Raw genomic sequence first — 21,650 nt, 5'->3', positions numbered from 1 at the left:
GGTCCCTCTCCCAAAGCGATTCCCCCTCAACTCGTTTCGACACATGCGTAACATGCTTTGTGCCATTACCTAACATGTTACGTTGCGAACATAGCATGTTCTATCAGCCAGACAAGAATGCATCGGTGAGCGGTTATCATGGTGACATCGGAATCTGATGTGATTAATCCGCAGGGGAGGTCGCCGTGCACAAATACGAGCAGGTAGTGGCAGATATCAAGGCGAAGATCGCCGATGGCACCTACCCATGCAACGACCTTCTCCCCTCGGCGCAGAAACTCTGTGAACGGTATGGCGTGAGCAAAATCACCATCACGCGAGCCATGGACCAACTTGAGGTCGAGGGTCTCATCGTGCGGCGAAAGGGGTCAGGCTCCTTCGTGAAGGCCCTCATCCCGAAGATGGCGACGACGGCATCGGGCACGGAGATCTCCTGTGACATGGGGGGCTTCTACGCCCAGCAGACAGCCATGGGCAAGAAGGTCAGGACCGAGGTGGAGGAGTTCACCGTCGCTGCCCCTCCCGACCCCATCGCGAAGAGCCTGGGCATGGAGCCCGATGAGTTCGCCTACTACATGTGCCGGCTCAGGATCTCTGACGACGTCCACCTGACCGTCGAGTACACCTATATGCCCATCAAGCTCTTCCCAGACCTCAGGCGCCACGATGCCGAGACCTCGCTGTTCGCTTACATCCGCGAGCGCACGGACTACACCATCGCGAGCTCGAACCGCGTGGTGCGGGCCGCGAAACCCACGCCGGAGGAGTGCCGTCTGCTCGAGGTCCCCTCGGACGAGCCGCTCCTCGAGATCGAGCAGGTCGAGTACCTCACCGATGGCAGGCCGTTCACATACACCCGCTCGCGCCATGCCCATGGGGCGGAGTTCATGAGCGTCGGAATGGAATGACGGGGATACAGGGGAGACAGGCATGCCGAGAAGAACGACCGTGTCATGCCTACCCCTTGCGTGAGAGCTCGACCACGCGCCGGTAGGCCTCGTCACGCGTGATGCCATAGGCCCGCGCGATACGGCGGGCAAGGGCGCTCTTGGGGCTCCCCTGCCGGATGCCCTCGGCGATGGCCTCGTCGAGCGAGGGACGCGCGGCGACGTCTGCAGGCGCGGCCACGACCTCGTCCGCCGCCGGCTCCTCCACCACGATGACGCACTCGCCCTTGAGGGGCTCGGCCTCCACACGCGCCGCGACGGATGCCGCGAGCTCGGGCGCGGTGCCACGGGAGACCTCCTCGTGGACCTTGGTGAGCTCGCGTACCAGGGCCACGCGACGCGCGGGCATGGCTACGGCGATGGCAGCCAGGGTGGCCACAGCACGATGCGGCGACTCGTAGATCACGAGCGCTGCCGGCACCTGCGAGAGCGTGACGAGCAGACGGTCCCTCTCACCAGCCTTGCGCGGCAGGAACCCCTCGAAGAGGAAGTGCCGGCAGGCAAGGCCACTCGCCGCGACGGCGCAGGTGACGGCGCTCGGCCCCGGGATGACCTCGGTGGCAACGCCGGCCGCCAGCGCGGCATCCATGAGAACGCTCCCTGGGTCGGACACCCCCGGCATCCCCGCGTCCGAGACGAACGCCACGCGCTCGCCGGCCGCCAGGCGGTCGAGGACCGACTGCGTGCGCTCGCGGATGACGTTCTCGTCGCAGCGCTCGAGCGAGGCATGCACGCCGAGGCACGACAGGAGCTTGCCCGTGACGCGCGTGTCCTCGCAGAGCACGACGTCGGCCGCGGCCAGGGTGGCGCTCACACGCGGGCTCACGTCAGACAGGTTACCGATAGGGGTTCCCACCAGCGAGAATAGGCCCGCCGGATGGCTGATGTCACTGGCGGCGGTGGGTTCCGTGGGCTCCACTAGTCGAACATCCCGCGCTCGAAGCTCGAGAGCGCCACGCGGGCGTCCCACGAGCTCAGGTGCGACTCGGTCTTCCAGGTCTGGAAGAACCAGCCGGCGCTGCCTGCGAAGGCGGAGAGCTGGCTCGAGGTATAGACACGCTCGAGGGCGATGCGTCCCTCGGGCGTCATCGCGGAGTCGGCCAGCGGGAGCGCCGCCGACCACTCGCCCACCATGCAGGGGAGATGGCTCTCATGAGCCGTCTTGAGGTACCGGTCGGTCGCGGTGATGAGGTCACGCACGCCCCGGGGGCCGGAGGCATCCGTGGAGTCGGCGTAATGGTAGATATGGGAGTCGAGCCAGACATTGGTGTAACGGTCCTGCGCCATGAAGCGGCGGAACTCACCCGGCATGCCACCGTCCGAGATGACCACGACCGGCTTGTGGCCGCCCATCTGTCGGATGGTCTCGTAGGCGTCGCGATAGTAGTTGCGGAGGCGGTGCATCGGCACGCCGTCGGTCAGCGTGAGGCCATGACGGTGCTGGACCTGTGGCTCGTCAAGCGGCTCGATGCCCAGGAGGCCGGGCCTCCTGCCGAAGCGCTCGGCCAGGACCGAGATGACCTCGAGCGCGGCGGCGCGGGACCTCTCCTCGTTCTGGATCACCATCTGATGGCCACTCTCGGAGTCGGTGGAGCCAGGGATGGACGAGAGGCACAGCAGGACCTGGATCCCTTCGTCCTCGGCCCAGTTCATGGCGGCATCGACGTACTTGAGACAGCCGTCGTACGAGCCGGGGAACGGACCGTCGTCGCCGAGCACGAACCATGGCACGGGCAGGCGCACCGCGTCGAAGCCGCGGGCGGCGATCCTCGAGAAGTCCTCCTCGGTGATGAAGGTGGAACGGTGGGCGTCGAGGAGCTCGGAGAAGCGCTTGCGACCGAGGGCCTCCCTCAGGCCTGCGCCGTCGAAGGCACCGGTGCTCGCGAAGAGGGAGGGCGTGACCCAGCTCTCCAGCACGAGCCACCCCGAGAGGTTGACCCCATGAACCGTCCTGTCGTCCTTCTCTGCCATACCGTCTGCCCCCAGACACAGCGTGCTTCACTGCTTGCAGTATAGCGGGGCAGCGGGACCTATATGGCCCGGGTCTGGCGCAGGGCAGGGCACACGAGAGGGACGATGCCCACGCTGGGCTATCCCTCGGTGTAATAGCGGCCCAGGGCGTCCGCCGCCAGGATGCAGTTGGCCACCATGTCAGGCGTGACCTCGAAGGGCATGTTACCCATCGTGTCCGAGGGGGCGCATGCCGCGGTGGCGACCTCCATGACCTGCTCGGTGGTGATGTGCTCCACACCCAGCTCGGCCAGGGTCACCGGGAGGCCCACCTCGAGGCAGAACGCCATGACCTGCTCGATCTGCTCGGTGGGGGCGTCGGCCAGCACGAGCTGGCAGAGCGTGCCGAAGGCGACCTTCTCGCCGTGGTAGTTGTCGTGGGTCTCGGGCAGGCAGGTGAGGCCGTTGTGGATGGCATGGGCCGCGGCCAGGCCGCAGCTCTCGAAGCCGATGCCCGACAGGAGCGTGTTGGCCTCGATGACGTGCTCGACGGCCGGGGTGAGGCAGCCTGCCTCGAGAGCGACCTTGGCCTTGACGCCGTCTGCCATGAGGGTGTCGAAGCAGAGGCGTGCGAGCGCGAGGGCGGCCGAGCTGGCCTTGCCGCCGGCGCAGGTGGTGCCTGCCGAGTCGACCGAGGCCTGTGCCTCGAAGTAGGTCGCCAGCGCGTCACCCATGCCCGACACGGTGAGCCGCACGGGACTGGCCGCGATGACGGTGGTGTCCATGAGGACGACGTCGGGGTTCGAGCGCAGGTAGAGGTAGGAGTCGAAGGCGCCGCCATCCGAGTAGACCACGGACAGGGCGCTGCATGGGGCGTCAGAGCTGGCGATGGTGGGGCAGATCACCACGGGGACCTTGAGGTAGTAGGCCACGGCCTTGGCGGTGTCGAGGGCCTTGCCGCCACCGATGCCGCAGATGACGTCCGCGCCCTCGCGCTCGGCCACCTGGCGGAGGCGCTCGATCTCCGAGGTACAGCACTCACCGGCGAACTCCTCGAGAATGACGTCCGCCTGCGACGACTCGAAGCCCGCACGCACCTTGCCGCCGATGCGACGCACGCCCGAGGGCGTGGCGATGGCGAGGGCCTTGAACCCGAGCGGCTCCACATAGGTGGCGAGGTCTGACAGGGCGTCGGGGCCCTGGACATACTTGGACGGGCTGTTGAAGACGAGTGCGGACATGCATGGCTCCTCTCGGATGCCTGGTAGGGGCCAGGCCGATGATGGTCGCATCCGACCATAGCCCAGCCACACCGGCATGGGCTGACGAGTCGGGCAGGGAGGCCAACGGACACGGTGAGCGGATGTGACGTGCGAGAGGGACGACAGGGATGGTCCGTAAATACCTCTCCTGAGTAAGTCGGGAATCCTGTTCATGAGTAACAAAAGAGGTAGGCGGCCGATTTGACCGTCTACCTCGTGTTTTGCATGGTGGCTGGGAAGGGAATTGAACCCCTGACACGGGGATTTTCAGTCCCCTGCTCTACCAACTGAGCTACCCAGCCGTCTGGGTGCCGCTTTCGCAAGCCTGCTTATGATACCAAACTCGCCCGCTCGCGCAAGCGTGCGCGCCTCTTTGTTGTGCAATCTGCCGCGACACCGGGACGCGACGCGGTCAGAACGTCGGCTCGCCATAGTAGTAGTCATCGCCGCAACCATACTGGCCCATCGAGCGGGAGGTCGGTTGCTCCCTCGCAGGCTCTGCCTTGTCGCGACGCGCCTCGGCACTGATCCTCTCTGACAACCACCACTTCACGACCGCCTGGCATGAGAGGCCGGACCTCTGCGCCTCAGCCCTCACCGCCTCGTACATCCACGACGACATGTCGACGTTGATGCGTCCCTCCACACCTGCCGCGACCGCCGCGGGCATCTTGAAGTAGTCCATGACCGCATCCCCCGCCTCGAAGCGGGCGACAAGGTTAGCGCTGGTAGTAGTCTCCCCAGTTCGTTTGCTCATAGATTCCGACCTCCTCCTCGGTTGCGTATCGTGCGCTGATGATCTCGACGTCCGTGCTCAGCCTCCTTGCGATGGCCGTCCAGAACACGTCATGGACCCGACCGACCACCAACATCCGTCGCTCGCTCGACCACCTTGACGGCAGCCTCACGAGACACGGGTCGCGCCAGAGCGACTTGGCCTCCCGGATGCTCATGACCGGCTTGGCCGCACCGCCTCCATCTGCCTCCACCATGGCTCCGATCTCCTCCGACCCTCCTGGACCTTCCATACCGTCCTCCTTCCGCCAGACGTCCCTCACCTCGCGTTCCCTCTCGGTTATGCCCTAGCCGTTGACCGGCACGAGCGTGAGACGGGTGCCGCCTATATCGAGCACGTCCCCCAGCTTCAGGGTCCTGCTTCCCGTAAGGGGACTGCCCAGCACCAGCGCCGGGTTCGTGGCCCCCTGGTCCTCCGCGACCACGCCTGCCGCCGACGGGAAGAGCCTCACGTGATGGCGCGAGACTGACCGCGCGCGCAGGATAACGTCGTTGTCGTCCCCGCGACCCACGGCCAGGCCATCGGCGGGAATCCGACAGGTCACATCCATGTCGTCCGTCTCGACGCGCACGCCGAGACGGTCCGTCACCACCCCGATCCTCGGCAGGGGTGCCGTCGAATCGGTCGGCGTGGGAGCCCAGTCATGGCTGGCATGTGCGGGACGGAGGGACGCAGCGGCCGCCGGCAGGGCCTCGTCCTGGTCCCAGGCCTCCTGCGGCCGTTGTGCCAGGGGAGACTCCGCCACGTCAGGCATGTCCGCCCAGGGGTCGTCCTCGTCCTCCTGCGAGAAGAGCTCCCCCCAGAGGTATCCGTCGTCCATAGGTGCGTCCCGCACCTCGGGCTCGGACCCTGCCCAGCCGTCGACCAACCCCACCACATCGGCAGTCGAGAGCTCCGGGTCGCCAGGCATGGGCGGCATCTGCGCCCTCCTCTGGGCCGCACGGTCCTTCGAGAAGTCATAGAGGCACGCATAGCAGACCTCCATGTCATCGAAGAGCACGGCCCCACAGCGAGGACATCGCTTGGTACCTGGTCCTAGCGTGATGCCTGCCTTGTTGGGCGGCGCATCCCGTGTACCCGGCGATGCCGGCAGGTACGAGTGTCCCTGGTCCCGTCCGCGTCCCGAACCATAGGGCACGTCCTGACCATAGCGGCCGCCCCGCTGCTCCAGAGTCCCTTCCATCGCAATCACGCTCCCATCCCCGGCATACGGGCCGCACCCGTCGCCTCCGCCTTCTCGAACCGCACGTACTCCCCCACCTCGGGCCATGGTCCCAACCCACTTGGGCGCTCGAGGGCGAGGCATGCCCCATGTGCGGAGACCACCCGGCCCGGCCCCATGCCCCGACGTGTGGCGAGGACCCGCCCTTCGTCATCGAGCAGCGCGAGGTCGAGCTCATAGCGCATCCCGAAGGTATGCACCGACCCGCACCTCACCAGCAGCACCGGCCCCACCGAGGGGTCGGCCCTCGTCGTGCCGAGCAGTCCCCTGAGCCGACCGCCCCAGCTCCTGAGCACCCGTGCGCGGAACGCCGGCGCATGGCACCCTCCCAGGCACACCAAGACCTCGCACATGTCAGCCCACCACCCCTGTCCGGTATCGGTCGATCACGAACGTCCGCTCATGCGTGAGCGAGATCGGCACCCCCGCCGACACCCCCGCCACGGCGAACGCCGAGGGCCAGGGATGGTAGACGAGCGTGCAGGTATAGCGTTCGAGCCGTGGGGCCAGCGAGAAGACCGCCCCGCCCGCGCCCGCAGACGCCTCCGTGGAGCTCACCTCCACCTCGCACGAACCACCGAGGGGAAGGTCCCCTCGGACGACCGCCCCCTCGAGCGCCGAGCGCACGGCATCGACCCCCGAGAGCGCGTCCTGACCTCCTGCCGGGGCCGTCCCCTGGGAGACCACCACATCGAGGCTCACCCGGTCGAAGCGCGCGCAGAGCTCCGTGAAGCGCGCCAGGTTGAGCACGATGACGGCCACCACGATGACCACCGGCACGAGGGCCGCGAGCTCGACCGTCATCTGACCGTCCTCGCCACGCATGCCAGTCCCGATGGCCGACCGCTCGCTCATGGGGAACCTCCCAGCCCGAGGTCCTTGAGGTCGATGGTGAGGGGAATCGTGAGGTCGGTCCCGGGAACGGGTATCTCGGCCACGGTGAATGTGGTGTCGAGGTCATTCCAGACCTCCTGGCCCAGGGCGGCAGCGACCTCCTCGGGGGTGCCACCGTCGGGGATCGCCTCGAGGTAGCGGCGGATGGTACCGAGGTCGGCGGCCCCCGCCTGGTCGAGGACGTCCTGCGTGTTGCAGAGCACCGGCTTCTTGAGTCGCAGGTCACAGGGCTCGAGGCCCATGGCCCGGACGGACTCCGCAAGCCTGTCCCTGAGCCACGAGCCCACCTTGGTGCCGAAGACGCCATCGATCCCCGAGAAGAGGTCGTCCGCCACGTCGGCCACGTCGCCATATCCGGAGCCATAGCCCTCGAGAAGGCTCCCCCAGAGCCCCGTGACCCCCTGGAGCACGCCTGTCACCCCCTCGCCCTCCTCGCCCTGCGCCAGACCGTCGAAGAGTCGCGAGAGCACGTTGTTCTCGACGGTGTCGGCGTCGGGAGCGAGCGTCGCCGCCGAGACGGCCACCCCTCCCGGCAGGGCCTGGCCCTCCACGAAGGACCCGGCGAGCGTCTCCGGCGTGGTCGAGCCGTCAGAACGGGCCACCACGCCGATGCACCCCCAGGCCCCCGCGGGGCAGAGCTTGGGGCGCGGCACGGAGAGCTGCTCCAAGGCCTGGTCGAAGGCGCCCTTCCCCTGCTCGGCCGTCTCCTGCATCTGGGCCTCGGCCTCAGCCTGGCGCTCCCGTGCGTCCTGGTAGGCTCGTGAAGCAGCGGACACCCGACGCCAGTGATGCTCGTAGCCGTTGTCGATGTTCGTCGAGGCCGAGGCCACCTTGCCCATGTCGCCAACGCTCATGGCACACACGGGACAGACCTGGGACGATCCCACATCGACGCCTGCGAGCGATCCCATGCCGGCAGCGGCCCCGGTCGCCCCCGGGCACGCGAGGGTGGAGTGCAACGTCGTGCCTGCCGCCTCCTGCGTCAGGGGCCAGGTCGCGTCCGTGTACAAGGTCGTGGAGCGCACCTCGTCCGTATCGTGCGGGAGTTCCGGCAGGTCCATATCGACCGTGCCGTCGGCACGCTCACGGTAGTGCCCCTGCGCCATGCGTCCCCTCGCATACGAGAAGAACGCCTTGCGGCAGCTCGAGTCGGTGAGCTCCTCGATGCCTTGGCCCTCCGGCACCTCGCCGGCGGCGCGGGCCGCATAGTAGGTGCGCGAACGAGAGAGCGCCACGCCGAAGTTCCAACCTTCCACGCTCGGGTAGTCGGGGTTCTCGCTCTCCGAGAGCCCCGCCAGCGTGGCAGCCCGCTGCTGCAGGTTGTAGGGCTCGTCGCCGCAGTCGGCGCGCCACCCCTCGAGGAGTGCCGCGTCGGCCTCCGCCTTGGCCTCCTCCGCCTGCGTGGTCCTCTCCTGGAGCTCGGCGGCGTCCTGCTCCATGCTGCTGGTGTCGAGCTCGTCGTCGAGGCCGTCCCACTCGCTCTCGCTCGTCTGCGGGAACGGCACGGCCACGCCCGTGAAGGACTGCGAGCCCTCCGAGTTCGCCGAGACGACCCGCGCCGAGGAGGCCACGATGAGACCGGGAAGCGTCGCCTCGAGCCGTCTGAGGCCCGTGGCCGCCGAGGTCGCGAAGCGGCCGCGGGCATCGAGCACCCGGCGGCCGATCCCCATCACCTCGGCCCCCAGGCCCTGGGCGCCAGGGGATGGCCGAGACGACGAGTCCCACGCCAGACACGAGCACGCCCGCGAGCCCCATCGTGAGCACGCAGGCATCCAGCGTCGTGGCCACGGTCGAATAGGCCCCGACCACGTTGGCTCCGGCCAGCGCGCAGGCGTCGGCCACCGGCTGGACGTCCGCAGCACGCGTGAGCGTCCACTCGGCGGAGGCGAGCGAGAATACCAACGCGATGCTCACCAGCAACGCGACGGCGAATGCCACCGTGGTGTAGCCCCCCTCGTCGTCGACGAAGAGCGACAGGCCGAGGCCATGGGGCGCACGCCGCCGCTCACTCCCAGATCGAGACCCAGTCCTCATAGCTCCCCTCCAACCATTCCGCACGAACGACCTCGTCGACCCTCACCCTGAGCACCACCCTGTCACCCTCGGACTCGCCGAACGCACGCGCCAGCACACCCAGCAGCGGGAGCGGTCGCAGATGTCCCACGACCTCGACAGACACCTCCGAGGAGCCCTCGGCCCCCGTGACGGACACCTCCCAGTCGCTCGGGCCCCCGTCATGGAAGCACCCCACCTCGGGCACCGCCGCCAGGCGGCGCCGACAGTAGGCCTCGCAGGCCTCGTCGTCCCCTCCGTCACCGGTGCGTCTCGTCACCAGGACGCGCGCCGTGTCCGCCGCCGCCGACTGCATCACGGCCCGCGTGTAGATGAGGCAGACCGGTTGCACGAGAAGCGCCAGGAGCAGCATGACCGTAGGCAGGAGCACGGCGGCCTCGACCGTCGCCTGCCCCGAGGACGCCGCGGGATCAGAACAGGAGCGCGTCCTGTATGGCAGCGAGCATCCCTTGTCCCGTGGTATGCGATGCGGCATCGGCGGCGAGCTTTGACACCGTCCCGTCGGCCGCCGCTCGCCAGAGCGCCGCGAGCGCGACGATGCCGACCAGGAACGCCAGCAGCACGAGCGCGTACTCGACCGTCGACTGCCCCTCCTCACCACGCGTCGTCCTTCTCGGCCGCTCACGTGACATCCCCATAGAGCTCCTCCCATCTGTCCACCTCCATCCGCAGGACGCGCACGGAGGAGCCCCCACCGGCCTCTGCCACCAGGCAGACGTCGACCCACGCAGGGCCTCGGACGGTGCACCCCCAGACGTCTCCGAGCAGGTCCAGGTATCCGGCCTGGACGAGCACGGCGGGCACGGAGCCATCGCGATAGCCCTCGAGCAGGGCTGACGCTGCGGCGCCGACGTCATCGGCCGACTCCCATCTGGTCACGTCGCCCACGGATCCTTCCGTGGCGTCGGTCGGGTCGCCGTATGCGGGCACCGCATCCGCGCCATCGCCCCCCGAGGTGTCCGTTCCGACTGCCGTCCCCGCCGTGGCAGGGACCGTCACGGGGGAGGTTCCCTCCCCAGGGGAGGTGGCCGCGGCCTCGGAGGTCCCGACGCTCCCCGATGCCAGCAGGCGGGCGACGACCAGCAGTGCCACGAGGGCCACGAGCACGAGGCCCATGAGGAGGCCGTTGCCACGCCTGGGCCGGACATGCCCCGGACCCCATTCCATGCCCGCACCTACAGCGAGTTGATGCCACTCGAGATGGCATCCCAGAGCTCGGATATCTTGTCCCTGAAGGCGATGATCGCGATGATGGCGATCACCACGAGCACACCCACCAGGATCGCGTACTCCGTCGTTCCCTGGCCCTCCTCCCCCCGCGCGAGCACGCCCACGCGCGCAAGCACCTGGCCCGGCAGATGCCGGCCTGATGTCTGATCCGTCCCGTCCCCCGTGCCATGTCCGTCCTTGCGCATGTCCTCTCCCATCCTCGGGTGCCTCACGGCACCACCGTCATCGAAGGTCGTCCCCCGAGTCGCCAGGGGACGGCCACGTGCTATCCCAGCCGCAGGGCAGAGGCCAGGAGCGGCCCCAGGATCGCCAGCAGCATCGCCGGCACGATGAGCGTGCCGAGCGGCAGGAGCATCTTCACCGGGGCCTTCTCGATCCTCTCCTCCACCTCCACGCGCTGCTCCTCGCGGATGAGGTCCGCCTGTCGCGAGAGCGCTTCGGCGAGCGGGACCCCGAACTCGATCGACTCGCCCACCGCCCCCGAGAGGCGACGGAGCGACTGCAGGTCGAGGCTCTCGGCCAGGCCGGCAAGGCCCTGGGCCCGGTCGCACACGCCCAGGCGCCAGCTGGCGAGCGCCCCCGCGAAGGCATGGGCGAGCGAGGTGTCATAGCGCTCGCAGTAGAGCTCGAGCGCAGCGTCGAACGAGAGTCCTGCCGAGAGTCCGAGGGTCACGATGTCGAGAAGCTCGGGCAGGTCGGAGAGGGCCTCAGCACGTGCGGCACCCGCCTCCGCGGAATCCTGGAGCTGTCGCACGGCAGGAAGCGTACGCACACGCCCCTCGAGGGCCGCCCACGCCTGGGCGATGGCCGACCGATGGCCGTCATCGGAGGCCACGGCACGGGCCGCGGCCGTGAGCGCATCACCCCGGCGCGGCCATGCGAGGAGCAAGACGCCGACGAACGCCGCCAGCCCGACGACGAGGAGCATGGCCGCCTCGGATGCCACCTAGACCACCTCCCGCATGACGCGCCTGATCAGTACGAGGGCCAGCACGTCGAGCAGGGCGGCCACGACGAGGCTCCCCAGGCCGATGGGTGTGGAGAGGCCCTCCCTGAAGTCGACCGACACCAGGGCGAGGCAGGCCACCAGCAGCACCGGGAGCGCACAGACCACACGCACCGAGAGCCGTACCTGCGCCGTCCTCACCGAGAGGGACTGCTCGAACTCCCCCTGCCGCTCGACGAGTCGTGCCGACCTCAGGAAGAGGTCACCCAGGGGGCTTCCCGTCTTCTGAGACACGAGCAGGGCACACGACAGCAGCCCCATGCCCGGGGCATCGAGCCGCCCCGCAAGCGCCTCGAGGGCTTCCGAGGCCGACGTACCGCACATGAGCTCGAGCGACGCACGGCCGAACTCCTCGGCAGCAGGCCCCTCCTCATGGGTCCCCACATAGCTCACGGCCTGCGAGAGGGTGCGCCCCGCCCCCATGGCCGCGGCAAGCGACCTGAAGATGGCAGGCATCTCCTGGGCAAGCTCGCGCCTGCGCGCCGCGGCACGGGCGGCGACCCACGAGGGAAGCGCGACCGCGCAGAGCAACACCCCGACGAGAATTCCCAACGCACTCGAGGCGACGAAGACACAGAGCACGCACGAGGCGAGGCAGGCGAGCAGGAGGCAGGCCGCCGCCTGTGGGCGCTCGAGGCCGACGCCCCGACCCCGCGCGTCGGCAGCCACGAGGCTCGCCGCGCGGGAGAGCACGTCCAGGTGCAGGAGCGCATCGACGAAGGTCGTGTCACCCAGGCGTGCGAGGAGCCCAAGGCAGGTCCGACGTCGCCGTCTCCCCTGCGTGGCAGGGTGTACGCCCTGCGAGCGGGGGACGAGCACCCACCCCGCCAGGGCCGCTGCAAGCGCCACCGTCAGGAGCATGAGGACCTCCATGCCGCCACCTCCTCGGACGAGGCGATCCCTTGCACGACGAGGTCGCCCACGAAGGCCGGCTCGCTCACGAGATGCCAGCTCCGTTCCACCGCATCGAAGGAGACCACCTCATCGAGGTCGACCCCACCAGCGGCAGCACGACGCACCAGCGCGGCCTCCGAGACCACACGGCTCCCGTCTGGCATGCGTCTGCCCATGACCACGAGGTCAAGGGCCGTTGCTATCTGTTCCTCGATGATGTCGGTGGGAAGGTCCATGCCGAAGCGCGCCATGAGGACCAGGCGCAGGATGGCCTCGTCGGCCGTGCCGGCATGGAGGGTCGTGAGGGAACCGTCATGCCCCGTGTTCATGGCCTGGAGCATGTCGATGCACTCGGGACCACGGACCTCGCCCACGACGATGCGGTCAGGGCGCATGCGCAGGGCGTTGGTCACGAGGTCGCGGATCGTGACCTCGCCCTTGCCCTCGATCGAGGCCGCACGGGCCTCGAGACGCACCACATGCGGATGGGTCTCGAACTTGAGCTCGGCGGAGTCCTCCACGGTCACGATGCGCTCGCCATGGCCGATCTCGCAGGAGAGGGCATTCAGCAGGGTGGTCTTGCCGCTCCCGGTGCCACCGGCCACGGCCACGTCGAGCCGTGCACGCACGGCCCAGGTGAGGAGCTGGGCATACCAGGCGGGGATGCTTCCCATGCCGACCAGGCGCGAGAGGGAGGTTATCCTTCCCGAGAACTTCCGGATGGTGACGATGGGGCCGTCGAGCGCCACGGGAGAGATCACCGCGTTCACGCGGTACCCGTTGGCCAGCCGCGCGTTGACGATGGGGCTCGACTCGTCGAGACGGCGCCCGAGCGGTGCCAGGATGCGGTCCACCACGGTCAGTATCTGCTCGGACGAGTCGAACAGGCGGTCTGCGCGAACGAGGGTGCCCGCACGCTCGTAGTACAGCGACGCACAGCCGTTGACCATGACCTCGGTCACCGACTCGTCATCAAGGAGGGGCTGCAGGGGGCCAAGCCCCACGACCTCGTCAAGCACCTCTCGGACGAGACCGGCCCTCTCGGACGGTGCGACCTCGTCATAGTCATGGGTGTTGAGGATGGCCTGGCAGGTCACCCCAAGCTCCGAGCGCGCACGGTCCATGCTCTCGGCAGAGGCCATGGCGGCCACGGCCGGAAGTCCGAGCCGGTCCACCAGGTCGTGCTTGAGACGCCGCCTGACCTCACTGGAGCGCTCGGAGGACACCGCCTCGGGCATCTCGGCGACCTGGGCGCGGACCCGTTCGAGCACGCTCATCTAGCTCGCCTCCCGACCACGGCCGAAAAGGCCGCGCGACAAGCGCCGCCTGCCCTCGAGGGCACGTGCCGCACGGGGGTCGTCAGGCAGGCACCCGAGCTCCGAGAGCATCTGCGCGAGGGCCGTGGCAAGGCTGTCGGTGAAGTCGCATTCGAGGGCCGAGAGCTCCTGGGCAAGCCCTGCCGAGAGGAGCTCGGCCACCTCGTCGCCGCCATCGACCACACGCAGGTTACGTGCACACTCGAGCCCGACGTCCGCACGGGCGAGGAAGCCCTCGTCACGATGGCGCGGGTCGCACCTGTTCATGAGGCGCATGATGCGGGTGCGTGCCACGCCCAGGCGCACGGCCAGGTTGCCGGCACGGGCTAGCGAGCTCACGGCCCCCGCACGCTGGTCTCCCACGATCACGAGGCGGTCGCAGGTCTGGACCGCCTGGGCGATGGCGTCACCCCAGGTGGTCGACGTATCCACGAGGACAAGGTCATAGCGTGCCGAGAGCACCGAGAGGAGCGTCGCCGCATGGGGCTGCACGGTCTCGGCAAGCTCGGCATGCTCGCAGGGCCCCCAGAGGGCGACCTTCTCGCAGACCTTCCTCCCACAGCGCACGATGGCCTCCGTCTGCGCCGCGCCCGCCACCGCTCCCGAGAGGGGCGAGAGGTCGGCTGGCGCACTCATCCCGAGCACGCCGAAGAGGTTCCCGAAGGCCAGGTCGAGGTCGACGACCGCCACCCGCATCCCCCAGGACGCGGCCAGGAGCGCCGAGGTCGCCACGATGGCGGTCTTGCCCACGCCGCCGCGGCCCGAGACGAATGCGAGCATGGGCGCATGCCGACCCTTGGGCGGACGCGTCATCGCCGCAGGTGACAGGTCCGTCGCGCCTGTCTGCGGCCGCGTGGCACCCTCGGCAGGACGGCCGTTCCCCTTGGCGGGCAGGTCCCCCGCGATGCCATCGGGCTCATCGAGGTCGTCCAGGGACGGGAGCGCCTCGCAGGACGCCTTGGCAGCGGCACCTGCTCCCGGTCGTACCTCCACAGCGGCGACGTCTCCCCTCTCCCCTGCCCCGGCCGTCGACGGACCAGCAGGACGGCAGCCACCGGCACGCTGGTTGAGACCCGTCTCTGGCGGGACAGGGGGTGTGTGCCCCTGCAGGTCGACCACGAGTCCGACCCCAGCCCGGGCAGCCCGCGAGCGGAGCGACCCCGAGGGACCGGAGCAGGCGAGCACGACCTGGGCCGCATGGGCATCGGCGGCGACGGCGGCTGCGAGGTTGATGGGGTCCATTCCCTCGCATCCCTCCCCCACCAGGGCGGAGGCCAGGCCGGGGCACTCGCCCAGGAGGGCCTTGCGAAGCCCTTGGGCCGAAGGCACGCAGATGACCTCGGTCTCGGCATCATGGACCATGAGGGCACGGGCGACGTCGGAAGCCATCGAGGCATCCGCACAGAGGTACCAACGGTTGGCGGTCATAGGGCATCGCCCTCCCTGCTCGTGGTCGTGGGCGACGTCGGTGTGGCTACATAGTCCTGGTGCACGTCCGGTGACACGGGAGACATGGCGGTGTCAGCAGCGACCTCGGGCTCGACCGCGGTCGAGGTGCGGGCGCTGGTCGTCGCCGGAGGCGAGACCTCGTCAGCGGGGAGGTCGTCCACGTCGTCCGCTGGGACGACGAGGCGCAGGTCCCCCGAGGCGGAGGCCGCAAGCACGTCGGAGATGTCATCCGTGGGGACGGCGAGCGTCACCTGCTGGCGCGACGACGTCGTCGTTGAAGAGGCGTCGAGGGCCGTGAGCACCTCGAGTCCCGTGGCGAGGAGGACGGCCGACCCGTCATCCTTCGCACGATAGGCCGCGATGGTGGAACCGGCCGAGACGTTGCGCGCCAGACCGAGCTTGTCGGTGAGCGGGACGGTCACGGCCACGCATCCGGCAGGGACCGCCAGGTCGCTCCCGGACTCCCTGAAGTTGAGGGCCGTGAGGGGCGCGCCCGACGCTGCCGGGACGGTCAGGGTCGTACCCACGATGCCCTCGAGGTCCGTGCAGGCTTCCGCCGGCGCGAGGTCGACGAGCCAGTCCCTGCTCGTGACATCCGACTCTCTGACGACATCGCCTGCCTCGAGGGCCTTCGTGCACACGACGAGCCTCACGACGTCTCCGCCATAGCGGGCGATGGCCTCCGACCGCACGCTCTCGGCCTCCGCCTTGACCCCGTCCGCATAGGTGACGCATGCCATCACGGCAAGGGTCGCGCATGCGACGGCGATGACGATCCTCAGCTTCGAGCCCATGGGTCTCCTTCCCGCAAGCATCGTCAGCGATGCCCCGCAAGAAGATTCTTCCTCATCAGATGATTGTGGACACCCAGGTAGATTGGTTAAGTTCTTGCATGCTGCCCAAAACCTGACAACGTCCTGACAAACCCTGTCAGACGCCGAGAAGGACCACCCCGATGAGACCGGCGTGGGTTTGGGTGCGGACATGGGCAGTCCCGGCGCCTCCTCACGACCTCCATGGCAGGAGGTCGCCCATCACCCGCGGGCGGCGCGGACACCTCACGGGATGCGAGCGTTCGGTCTGATGCCGGCACCTCGCCAGCCACATGTCCCTCTCGGCCGAGCGCAGTGTTACCTAACCCCTCCTGTTCGCAGGATTCCTGCCGAACGCGAGGGGTCGCGTGACGCGATTCTGCCAAACCGGAGGGGTCGTGTAACAAGACGCCCAAGGCACCCGGACCAGAGGACCGACACCCGCGCCGTCACACATCAGGAATGGGAAGACACCGGGATGGCCTCGCCTGGCCCCGGCCTCCCCGCACCTACACGTCAGGGTCGAGCATGCGGCGGGCATGGTCCATCTCGGCCGCGATGGCACGATAGGCCTCGAGGCGTGCCGGGGGGAACTCCCCCGCCTCACATGCCGCGAGCACGGCACATCCCGGCTCGGAGGTATGCGTGCAGTCGCGGAAGCGGCACATCCCGGCCGCCTCGGTGACGAGCGGGAAGGCCCTCGAGAGCCCCTCCTCGTGGCCGAGCACCGGCAAGCTCCGGAGCCCCGGCGCGTCCACGATCACCCCACCCTGCGGAAGCGCCACCATACGCCGGGCGACGGTGGTATGCCGGCCCGCGTCGTCACGCCCGCGGACCTCGCCGACCTCGAGTGCCTCATGGCCGAGGAGGGCGTTCAGCAGCGTCGACTTGCCGGCGCCGGACTCGCCCAGCACCACGCCCACGCGTCGAGGGCCCACGAGACCCGCGACCGCATCCGTGCCCCAGGCCGCACCGGAGCGCGCTGCAGCATCGGCCAGGTCACACGCGTCATCGGCACCGGCCGCCGTGGCGACCACCGGTACGCCCTCGCCCAGTACCTCCCGTACCAACGACGCGTCACGCTCGAGGCCAGGGGCCCCGGCACGGTCGGCCTTGGTGAGCACCACGGCCACGGCCGAACCGCCATCGAGCGCCACCACCACCGAGCGCACGATGCGATCACATGCGAGGGGCCGGTCCCCCAGCTGCTGGGCCACGAGGACCACGTCCACGTTGGCAGCGAGCGTCTGACGCTCGCCACGCGTGCCTCCCCGCCAGCGTGCCAGCTCGGAGCTGCGGGGCAGGACCTCCTCGATCACGCCCATGTCGTGCTCGGGAGGCCTCCGGCAGACGACCCAGTCTCCCACGGCAGGGCGGATCTCGTCGAGCTTGGCGAGACGCGCCGCATGCTCGGCCCGGATGAGCCCCGAGGCACACACCACCGCAGGGAACCCCCGGTCGAGACGGACGACGCACCCCATGCAGAGCTCGTCGGCGTCCACTCCGTACTCTCGCACGACCCGCTCGCACGCCTGGGCGAACGCGGCCCGCTGGACAGCGTCGCTGGCGAGGTCGTCGAAGGGAGGGACGTCGAGAAGGGAGGAGAGCGCAGGCAGGGCAACCTGTGCCCCACCTGCGCCCTCGCTGTGGCGTGCGCGCGAGCGCGCGCCCTGGTCATGCTTGTTGCGCCGACGCGCCACCTAGGCAGCATCCCCTGGCGCCACGACGTTGCGCCCGCGCTCGACGCGCCGCATGACGGCCTTGTAGACCTCGTTGATGGGGATGACCATGAAGGCCAGCAGCATCGCCACGCCATAGGTCGACAGGCTGAGCTCGGCGAAGCCGAAGGCGTTCGCGATCGGGTCGATCTCGATGACGCACCAGGTGAGCAGCAGCGACAAGGCCAACGAACCCCAGAGCCACACGTTCTGGTGACGGATGGTGAAGATGGACTGCCTGCGACTACGCATGTTGAACGAGTGGAACATCTCGACCATCGAGAGCGTGAGGAACGCCATCGTCATGCCCTCGCGGCCCAGCGTGGGGTCAGCGATGACCTGCGAGATGTCCATGGTGCCATACTCGAGGTTGTGGCCGATGAAGTACGAGACGAGCGTCAGGATGGCGATCACGATGCCCTGGAAGGCGCAGTCGAGGCCCAGGCCGCCAGCGAAGATGCCGTCGGACTTGTCGCGAGGCCTGCGCTGCATGATGCCCCTCTCGGCGACCTCCATGCCGAGCGCCAGCGCCGGGAAGCAGTCCGTGATGAGGTTGATCCAGAGCAGGTGCGTGGGCTCGAGGATGGTGAAGCCCACGAGGCTCGCCACGAAGACGGCGATGACCTCGGCGAGGTTGGACGACAGCAGGAACTGGATGGCCTTCCTGATGTTGTCGTAGATGCGCCGGCCCTCCTCCACCGCCGAGACGATGGTGGCGAAGTTGTCGTCGGCCAGCACCATGTCGGCCACGTTCTTGGTGACGTCGGTGCCCGTGATGCCCATGCCGATGCCGATGTCGGCGCGCTTGATGGAGGGCGCGTCGTTGACGCCGTCGCCCGTCATGGCGACGACCTTGTCGTGGGCCTTCCACGTCTCGACGATGCGGACCTTGTGCTCGGGCTGCACGCGGGCGTAGACGCCGAAGTCGGCGATGCGCCTCGAGAACTCCTCGTCGTCCATGCGGTCGAGGGCGGCCCCCGTGGTGGCCTGCGCGCGGTCGGTGATGATGCCGAGCTCCTTGGCGATGGCCACGGCCGTGTCGATGTGGTCGCCCGTGATCATGACCACGCGGATGCCGGCGCCATGGGCCTCGGCGATGGCGGCCTTCACCTCGGGACGGACCGGGTCGATCATGCCGGAGAGGCCCACGAAGGTGAGGTCGTGCTCGAGGTCTGCCGCCTCGTAGCTGGCAGGCTCGACCGTGCCGAGGTCGCGCCGTGCGGCGGCCATCACGCGCAGGGCGTCGTCGGCCATGGACTTGTTGTGCTCCATGACCTTGGCACGGAGCTCGTCGGTGAGGTCGACCTCGCCGTCGGAGGTGAGCACCTTGGTGCAGCGGGCGAGGAGGACGTCGGGCGCACCCTTGGTGTGCTGGACGTAGTGGCCGCGCTCGTCGAGGTTGACCACGCTCATCATCTTGCGCCCGGAGTCGAAGGGCGCCTCCCCGGTGCGGGGGTTGTCGTCGTCGAGCTCGCGCGTGGTGAAGCCGTGCTTGGCGGCATCGGCCACGAGGGCCGCCTCGGTGGGCTCGCCCTGGGCCTTGCCCTCGGCGTCGTCCCACTTGGCGTCGCAGCACAGCGCCATCGTGGTCACGAGGCTGTCCCTGTTCTGCGTGTAGTGGTGCATGACCGTCATCTTGTTCTGGGTGAGCGTGCCCGTCTTGTCCGAGCAGATGAGCTGCGTGCAGCCCAGGGTCTCGACGGCGGTGAGCTTGCGGATGATGGCGTTGTGGTGGCTCATCTTCGTGACGCCGATGGAGAGCACGATCGTGACCACGGCCACGAGGCCCTCGGGGATGGCGGCCACGGCGAGCGACACGGCCACCATGAAGGTGTCGAGGATGAGCTCGGGCTGCGAGAGGAACTCGGCACCGTGCTTCAGGAAGCCCACGCCGAAGATGACGGCGCAGATGACGCACACGAGGATGGTGAGGACCTTCGAGAGCTCGGCGAGCTTGACCTGGAGCGGTGTGAGCTCCTCGGTGGCCTGCGTGATGGAGTCGGCGATCTTGCCCATCTCGGTCCTCATGCCGGTGGCCACGACCACGGCACGACCGCGACCGTAGACCACGACGGAGCCCATGTAGCACATGTTCCTGCGGTCACCCAGGGGGACGTCGTCGGCCTCGTCGGGGATCGCCACGGGCTCGACGTGCTTCTCGACGGGCACGGACTCGCCCGTCAGCGCGGACTCCTCGACCTTGCAGGTGGCTGACTCGATGAAGCGGCAGTCGGCGGGGACGGCGTCGCCCGCCTCGAGCACGATGACGTCGCCGACCACGAGGTCCTGGGACTTGACCTCGAGCTGCGAGCCATCACGGACGACCTTGGAGGTCGCACCGCTCATCTCCTGGAGCGCCTCGAGGGCCTCCTCGGCCTTGCTCTCCTGGACCACGCCGAGCACGGCGTTCACCACGACCACGAACAGGATGATGACGACGTCGGCGAAGTCGCCGTCGCCCTGGGCCATGCCGGTTACGGCCGAGATCACGGCAGCCACGAGCAGCATGATGATCATGGGGTCGGCCATCTGGGCGAGCAGGCGCTTCCAGATCGGGTCCTTCTTGGCCTCGTCGAGCTTGTTGGGGCCGTTCTCGGACAGGCGCCTTGCTGCCTCGTCGGACGTGAGGCCGTTCTCGGCGTCGCTCTTGCACGCTGCGAGGACGTCGTCGGACGCCTCTAGGTATTCCTTCACGGTTCCCTCCCGGGGTTGTTCGCCCGGCACATCGGTGCCCGATCATAATTCCCCGGGAGTGGGGCAAGGGCTCACCAAGGCTCATGCCAGGCCTTGCAGTGACCCACCTATCATACCCGCGCCGGCAACCCGCACCCCCGAGCCACAAAAAAGGTTGGAAAAGGTTGACCGCCAGGTTGTGGTCAAGCGACGGGCAGAATCGGTTCTTCTCGCCCTGTCACCTGGTATTTGTCCACTTTGTTACGGACGATGTCGCAGAACCCGCCATGTCCGGTTCTGCGATAGACTATGAACGTTTGAGAATATGTAGGGGGACGGTGCCCATACACCATGGCACGTCCCGACCGACCATCACGATTTTGGGAGCATAGCTGCATGAAGATTCTATTCTACGGTGCCGAGAGCTACGACAAGGAGTCGTTCGACGCCGAGATTGCCGACTTCCCCGGCATCAAGATCGACTACACCGAGACCGGCCTGAACCCCATGACGGCAGCCCTCGCCCGCGGCTATGACGCGGTCTGCGCCTTCGTGAACCACGACGTCTCGGCCATGACGCTCGAGATCCTCAAGGGCTTCGACATCAACCTCGTCCTCATGCGCTGCGCCGGCTTCGACGCCGTGAACGTTCCCGTGGCCAAGGACCTCGGCATCACCGTGGTCCGCGTCCCCGGCTACTCCCCCGAGGCCATCGCCGAGCACGCCATGGCACTGGGCCAGTGCGCCAACCGCCGCATCCACAAGGGCTACATCCGCGTCCGCGAGAACAACTTCTCCCTCAACGGCCTCGTGGGCGAGACGCTCCACGGCAAGACCGCCGGCATCATCGGCACCGGCCGCATCGGCGCGGCGCTGTGCCGCATCTGCAAGGGCTACGGCATGCACGTGCTGGGAAGCGACCTGTACCCCAACCAGAAGCTCGTGGACGAGGAGCACGTAGTCGACGAGTACGTCGACTACGACGAGCTCTATCGCCGCAGTGACTTCATCTCGCTGCACGCATTCCTCAACGAGGACAGCTACCACATGATCGATGACACCGCCATCGACAAGATGAAGAAGGGCGTCATCTTCGTGAACACCGGCCGCGGCGGCCTCGTCGACACGCAGGCCCTCATCCGCGGCATCGTCTCAGGCAAGATCGGCGCCGCAGGCCTCGACGTCTACGAGGAGGAGACGGCCAACGTCTACCAGAACCGCTCCGGCGAGATCGTCGACTCCGTCACCGCGCGCCTCTGCTCCTTCCCCAACGTCGTCATGACGAGCCACCAGGCCTTCTTCACGCGCGAGGCCCTGGGCCAGATCGCGCAGGTCACGCTCACCAACGCCGCGAACTTCGCAGCGGGCAAGGAGATCGCGAAACCCAACGTCGTCTGCTAGGTCCGGA

At 68.3% G+C, this 21,650-nt stretch carries 22 protein-coding genes and 1 tRNA gene; 2 read left to right on the top strand and 21 right to left on the bottom strand.

Going from position 1 to position 21,650, the window contains the following annotated elements:
* Window positions 1–206 precede the first annotated feature (206 nt).
* Complete coding sequence (locus LKE50_04165) at window positions 207–908, top strand: GntR family transcriptional regulator (GenBank protein ID MCH3967806.1); 702 nt, start codon at window positions 207–209, stop codon at window positions 906–908.
* A gap of 49 nt (window positions 909–957) precedes the next feature.
* Here LKE50_04165 and rsmI read toward each other — a convergent pair whose 3' ends face one another.
* From rsmI to LKE50_04060, 21 genes are all read right to left on the bottom strand, one after another.
* Window positions 958–1,866, bottom strand: coding sequence for a 16S rRNA (cytidine(1402)-2'-O)-methyltransferase (rsmI, locus tag LKE50_04160; GenBank protein ID MCH3967805.1), 909 nt, complete (start codon window positions 1,864–1,866; stop codon window positions 958–960).
* Complete coding sequence (locus tag LKE50_04155) at window positions 1,866–2,918, bottom strand: cellulase family glycosylhydrolase (GenBank protein ID MCH3967804.1); 1,053 nt, start codon at window positions 2,916–2,918, stop codon at window positions 1,866–1,868. The genes rsmI and LKE50_04155 overlap by 1 nt, the downstream gene beginning before the upstream one ends.
* A 119-nt stretch (window positions 2,919–3,037) precedes the next feature.
* Window positions 3,038–4,138 carry a glycerol dehydrogenase gene (locus LKE50_04150; GenBank protein MCH3967803.1) on the bottom strand — a complete coding sequence of 367 codons (1,101 nt, stop codon included), beginning with the start codon at window positions 4,136–4,138 and terminating at the stop codon, window positions 3,038–3,040.
* Between the two features lie 247 nt (window positions 4,139–4,385).
* A tRNA-Phe gene (locus LKE50_04145) sits at window positions 4,386–4,461 on the bottom strand.
* 110 nt (window positions 4,462–4,571) lie between these two features.
* Window positions 4,572–4,916, bottom strand: coding sequence for a hypothetical protein (locus LKE50_04140; GenBank protein ID MCH3967802.1), 345 nt, complete (start codon window positions 4,914–4,916; stop codon window positions 4,572–4,574).
* Window positions 4,879–5,217 carry a BrnT family toxin gene (locus LKE50_04135; protein MCH3967801.1) on the bottom strand — a complete coding sequence of 113 codons (339 nt, stop codon included), beginning with the start codon at window positions 5,215–5,217 and terminating at the stop codon, window positions 4,879–4,881. Before LKE50_04135 ends, LKE50_04140 begins: the two co-directional genes overlap by 38 nt.
* Before the next feature lie 24 nt (window positions 5,218–5,241).
* Window positions 5,242–6,138 (bottom strand): FHA domain-containing protein, encoded by an 897-nt coding sequence (locus tag LKE50_04130; GenBank protein MCH3967800.1) that lies wholly within the window; start codon window positions 6,136–6,138, stop codon window positions 5,242–5,244.
* 5 nt (window positions 6,139–6,143) lie between these two features.
* Complete coding sequence (locus LKE50_04125) at window positions 6,144–6,530, bottom strand: DUF192 domain-containing protein (protein MCH3967799.1); 387 nt, start codon at window positions 6,528–6,530, stop codon at window positions 6,144–6,146.
* A 1-nt stretch (window position 6,531) separates the two neighbouring features.
* Complete coding sequence (locus tag LKE50_04120; GenBank protein MCH3967798.1) at window positions 6,532–7,032, bottom strand: hypothetical protein; 501 nt, start codon at window positions 7,030–7,032, stop codon at window positions 6,532–6,534.
* Window positions 7,029–8,741 (bottom strand): hypothetical protein, encoded by a 1,713-nt coding sequence (locus LKE50_04115; protein MCH3967797.1) that lies wholly within the window; start codon window positions 8,739–8,741, stop codon window positions 7,029–7,031. The genes LKE50_04120 and LKE50_04115 overlap by 4 nt, the downstream gene beginning before the upstream one ends.
* A 335-nt stretch (window positions 8,742–9,076) precedes the next feature.
* Entirely contained in the window at window positions 9,077–9,514 is a 438-nt protein-coding gene (locus LKE50_04110) for a pilus assembly protein (GenBank protein MCH3967796.1), read from the bottom strand.
* 40 nt (window positions 9,515–9,554) lie between these two features.
* Window positions 9,555–9,776 carry a hypothetical protein gene (locus tag LKE50_04105; GenBank protein ID MCH3967795.1) on the bottom strand — a complete coding sequence of 74 codons (222 nt, stop codon included), beginning with the start codon at window positions 9,774–9,776 and terminating at the stop codon, window positions 9,555–9,557.
* Window positions 9,766–10,311 (bottom strand): hypothetical protein, encoded by a 546-nt coding sequence (locus tag LKE50_04100; protein MCH3967794.1) that lies wholly within the window; start codon window positions 10,309–10,311, stop codon window positions 9,766–9,768. Before LKE50_04100 ends, LKE50_04105 begins: the two co-directional genes overlap by 11 nt.
* A gap of 8 nt (window positions 10,312–10,319) precedes the next feature.
* Window positions 10,320–10,559, bottom strand: a complete 240-nt coding sequence (locus tag LKE50_04095) for a hypothetical protein (protein ID MCH3967793.1) — start codon at window positions 10,557–10,559, stop codon at window positions 10,320–10,322.
* Between the two features lie 80 nt (window positions 10,560–10,639).
* The gene (locus LKE50_04090; GenBank protein ID MCH3967792.1) at window positions 10,640–11,320 is read right to left on the bottom strand and encodes a type II secretion system F family protein; all 681 of its coding nucleotides are present in this window, start codon (window positions 11,318–11,320) and stop codon (window positions 10,640–10,642) included.
* A complete protein-coding gene (locus tag LKE50_04085) occupies window positions 11,321–12,253 on the bottom strand; it encodes a type II secretion system F family protein (GenBank protein ID MCH3967791.1) in 933 nt (310 codons plus the stop codon).
* Window positions 12,232–13,551, bottom strand: coding sequence for a CpaF family protein (locus LKE50_04080; GenBank protein MCH3967790.1), 1,320 nt, complete (start codon window positions 13,549–13,551; stop codon window positions 12,232–12,234). The genes LKE50_04085 and LKE50_04080 overlap by 22 nt, the downstream gene beginning before the upstream one ends.
* Window positions 13,552–15,018, bottom strand: a complete 1,467-nt coding sequence (locus LKE50_04075; protein ID MCH3967789.1) for an AAA family ATPase — start codon at window positions 15,016–15,018, stop codon at window positions 13,552–13,554. It abuts the gene before it with no gap.
* Window positions 15,015–15,833: an SAF domain-containing protein gene (locus tag LKE50_04070; protein ID MCH3967788.1), complete on the bottom strand. Its 819-nt coding sequence runs from the start codon at window positions 15,831–15,833 to the stop codon at window positions 15,015–15,017. Before LKE50_04070 ends, LKE50_04075 begins: the two co-directional genes overlap by 4 nt.
* A gap of 527 nt (window positions 15,834–16,360) precedes the next feature.
* Window positions 16,361–17,551, bottom strand: a complete 1,191-nt coding sequence (rsgA, locus tag LKE50_04065) for a ribosome small subunit-dependent GTPase A (protein MCH3967787.1) — start codon at window positions 17,549–17,551, stop codon at window positions 16,361–16,363.
* A complete protein-coding gene (locus tag LKE50_04060; GenBank protein ID MCH3967786.1) occupies window positions 17,552–20,263 on the bottom strand; it encodes a cation-translocating P-type ATPase in 2,712 nt (903 codons plus the stop codon).
* Between the two features lie 375 nt (window positions 20,264–20,638).
* On the opposite strand from LKE50_04060, the gene LKE50_04055 reads away from it, so the two are divergent.
* Entirely contained in the window at window positions 20,639–21,643 is a 1,005-nt protein-coding gene (locus LKE50_04055) for a 2-hydroxyacid dehydrogenase (protein MCH3967785.1), read from the top strand.
* Window positions 21,644–21,650: the final 7 nt, after the last annotated feature.

The organism is Atopobiaceae bacterium (genome assembly GCA_022483015.1).
In the GTDB taxonomy this organism is placed as follows: domain Bacteria; phylum Actinomycetota; class Coriobacteriia; order Coriobacteriales; family Atopobiaceae; genus JALCUE01.
The sequence above is the reverse complement of the archived record's forward strand: the minus strand, read 5'-3'. Positions and strand labels throughout refer to the sequence as shown.

Coding starts and splice junctions, on each gene's coding strand:
- LKE50_04155 (MCH3967804.1), bottom strand. CDS start 2,918: ATGGCAGAGAAGGACGACAGGACGGTTCATGGGGTCAACCTCTCGGGG.
- LKE50_04150 (MCH3967803.1), bottom strand. CDS start 4,138: ATGTCCGCACTCGTCTTCAACAGCCCGTCCAAGTATGTCCAGGGCCCC.
- LKE50_04140 (MCH3967802.1), bottom strand. CDS start 4,916: ATGAGCAAACGAACTGGGGAGACTACTACCAGCGCTAACCTTGTCGCC.
- LKE50_04130 (MCH3967800.1), bottom strand. CDS start 6,138: ATGGAAGGGACTCTGGAGCAGCGGGGCGGCCGCTATGGTCAGGACGTG.
- LKE50_04125 (MCH3967799.1), bottom strand. CDS start 6,530: ATGTGCGAGGTCTTGGTGTGCCTGGGAGGGTGCCATGCGCCGGCGTTC.
- LKE50_04120 (MCH3967798.1), bottom strand. CDS start 7,032: ATGAGCGAGCGGTCGGCCATCGGGACTGGCATGCGTGGCGAGGACGGT.
- LKE50_04115 (MCH3967797.1), bottom strand. CDS start 8,741: ATGGGGATCGGCCGCCGGGTGCTCGATGCCCGCGGCCGCTTCGCGACC.
- LKE50_04105 (MCH3967795.1), bottom strand. CDS start 9,776: ATGTCACGTGAGCGGCCGAGAAGGACGACGCGTGGTGAGGAGGGGCAG.
- LKE50_04100 (MCH3967794.1), bottom strand. CDS start 10,311: ATGGAATGGGGTCCGGGGCATGTCCGGCCCAGGCGTGGCAACGGCCTC.
- LKE50_04095 (MCH3967793.1), bottom strand. CDS start 10,559: ATGCGCAAGGACGGACATGGCACGGGGGACGGGACGGATCAGACATCA.
- LKE50_04085 (MCH3967791.1), bottom strand. CDS start 12,253: ATGGAGGTCCTCATGCTCCTGACGGTGGCGCTTGCAGCGGCCCTGGCG.
- LKE50_04080 (MCH3967790.1), bottom strand. CDS start 13,551: ATGAGCGTGCTCGAACGGGTCCGCGCCCAGGTCGCCGAGATGCCCGAG.
- LKE50_04075 (MCH3967789.1), bottom strand. CDS start 15,018: ATGACCGCCAACCGTTGGTACCTCTGTGCGGATGCCTCGATGGCTTCC.
- LKE50_04070 (MCH3967788.1), bottom strand. CDS start 15,833: ATGGGCTCGAAGCTGAGGATCGTCATCGCCGTCGCATGCGCGACCCTT.
- LKE50_04055 (MCH3967785.1), top strand. CDS start 20,639: ATGAAGATTCTATTCTACGGTGCCGAGAGCTACGACAAGGAGTCGTTC.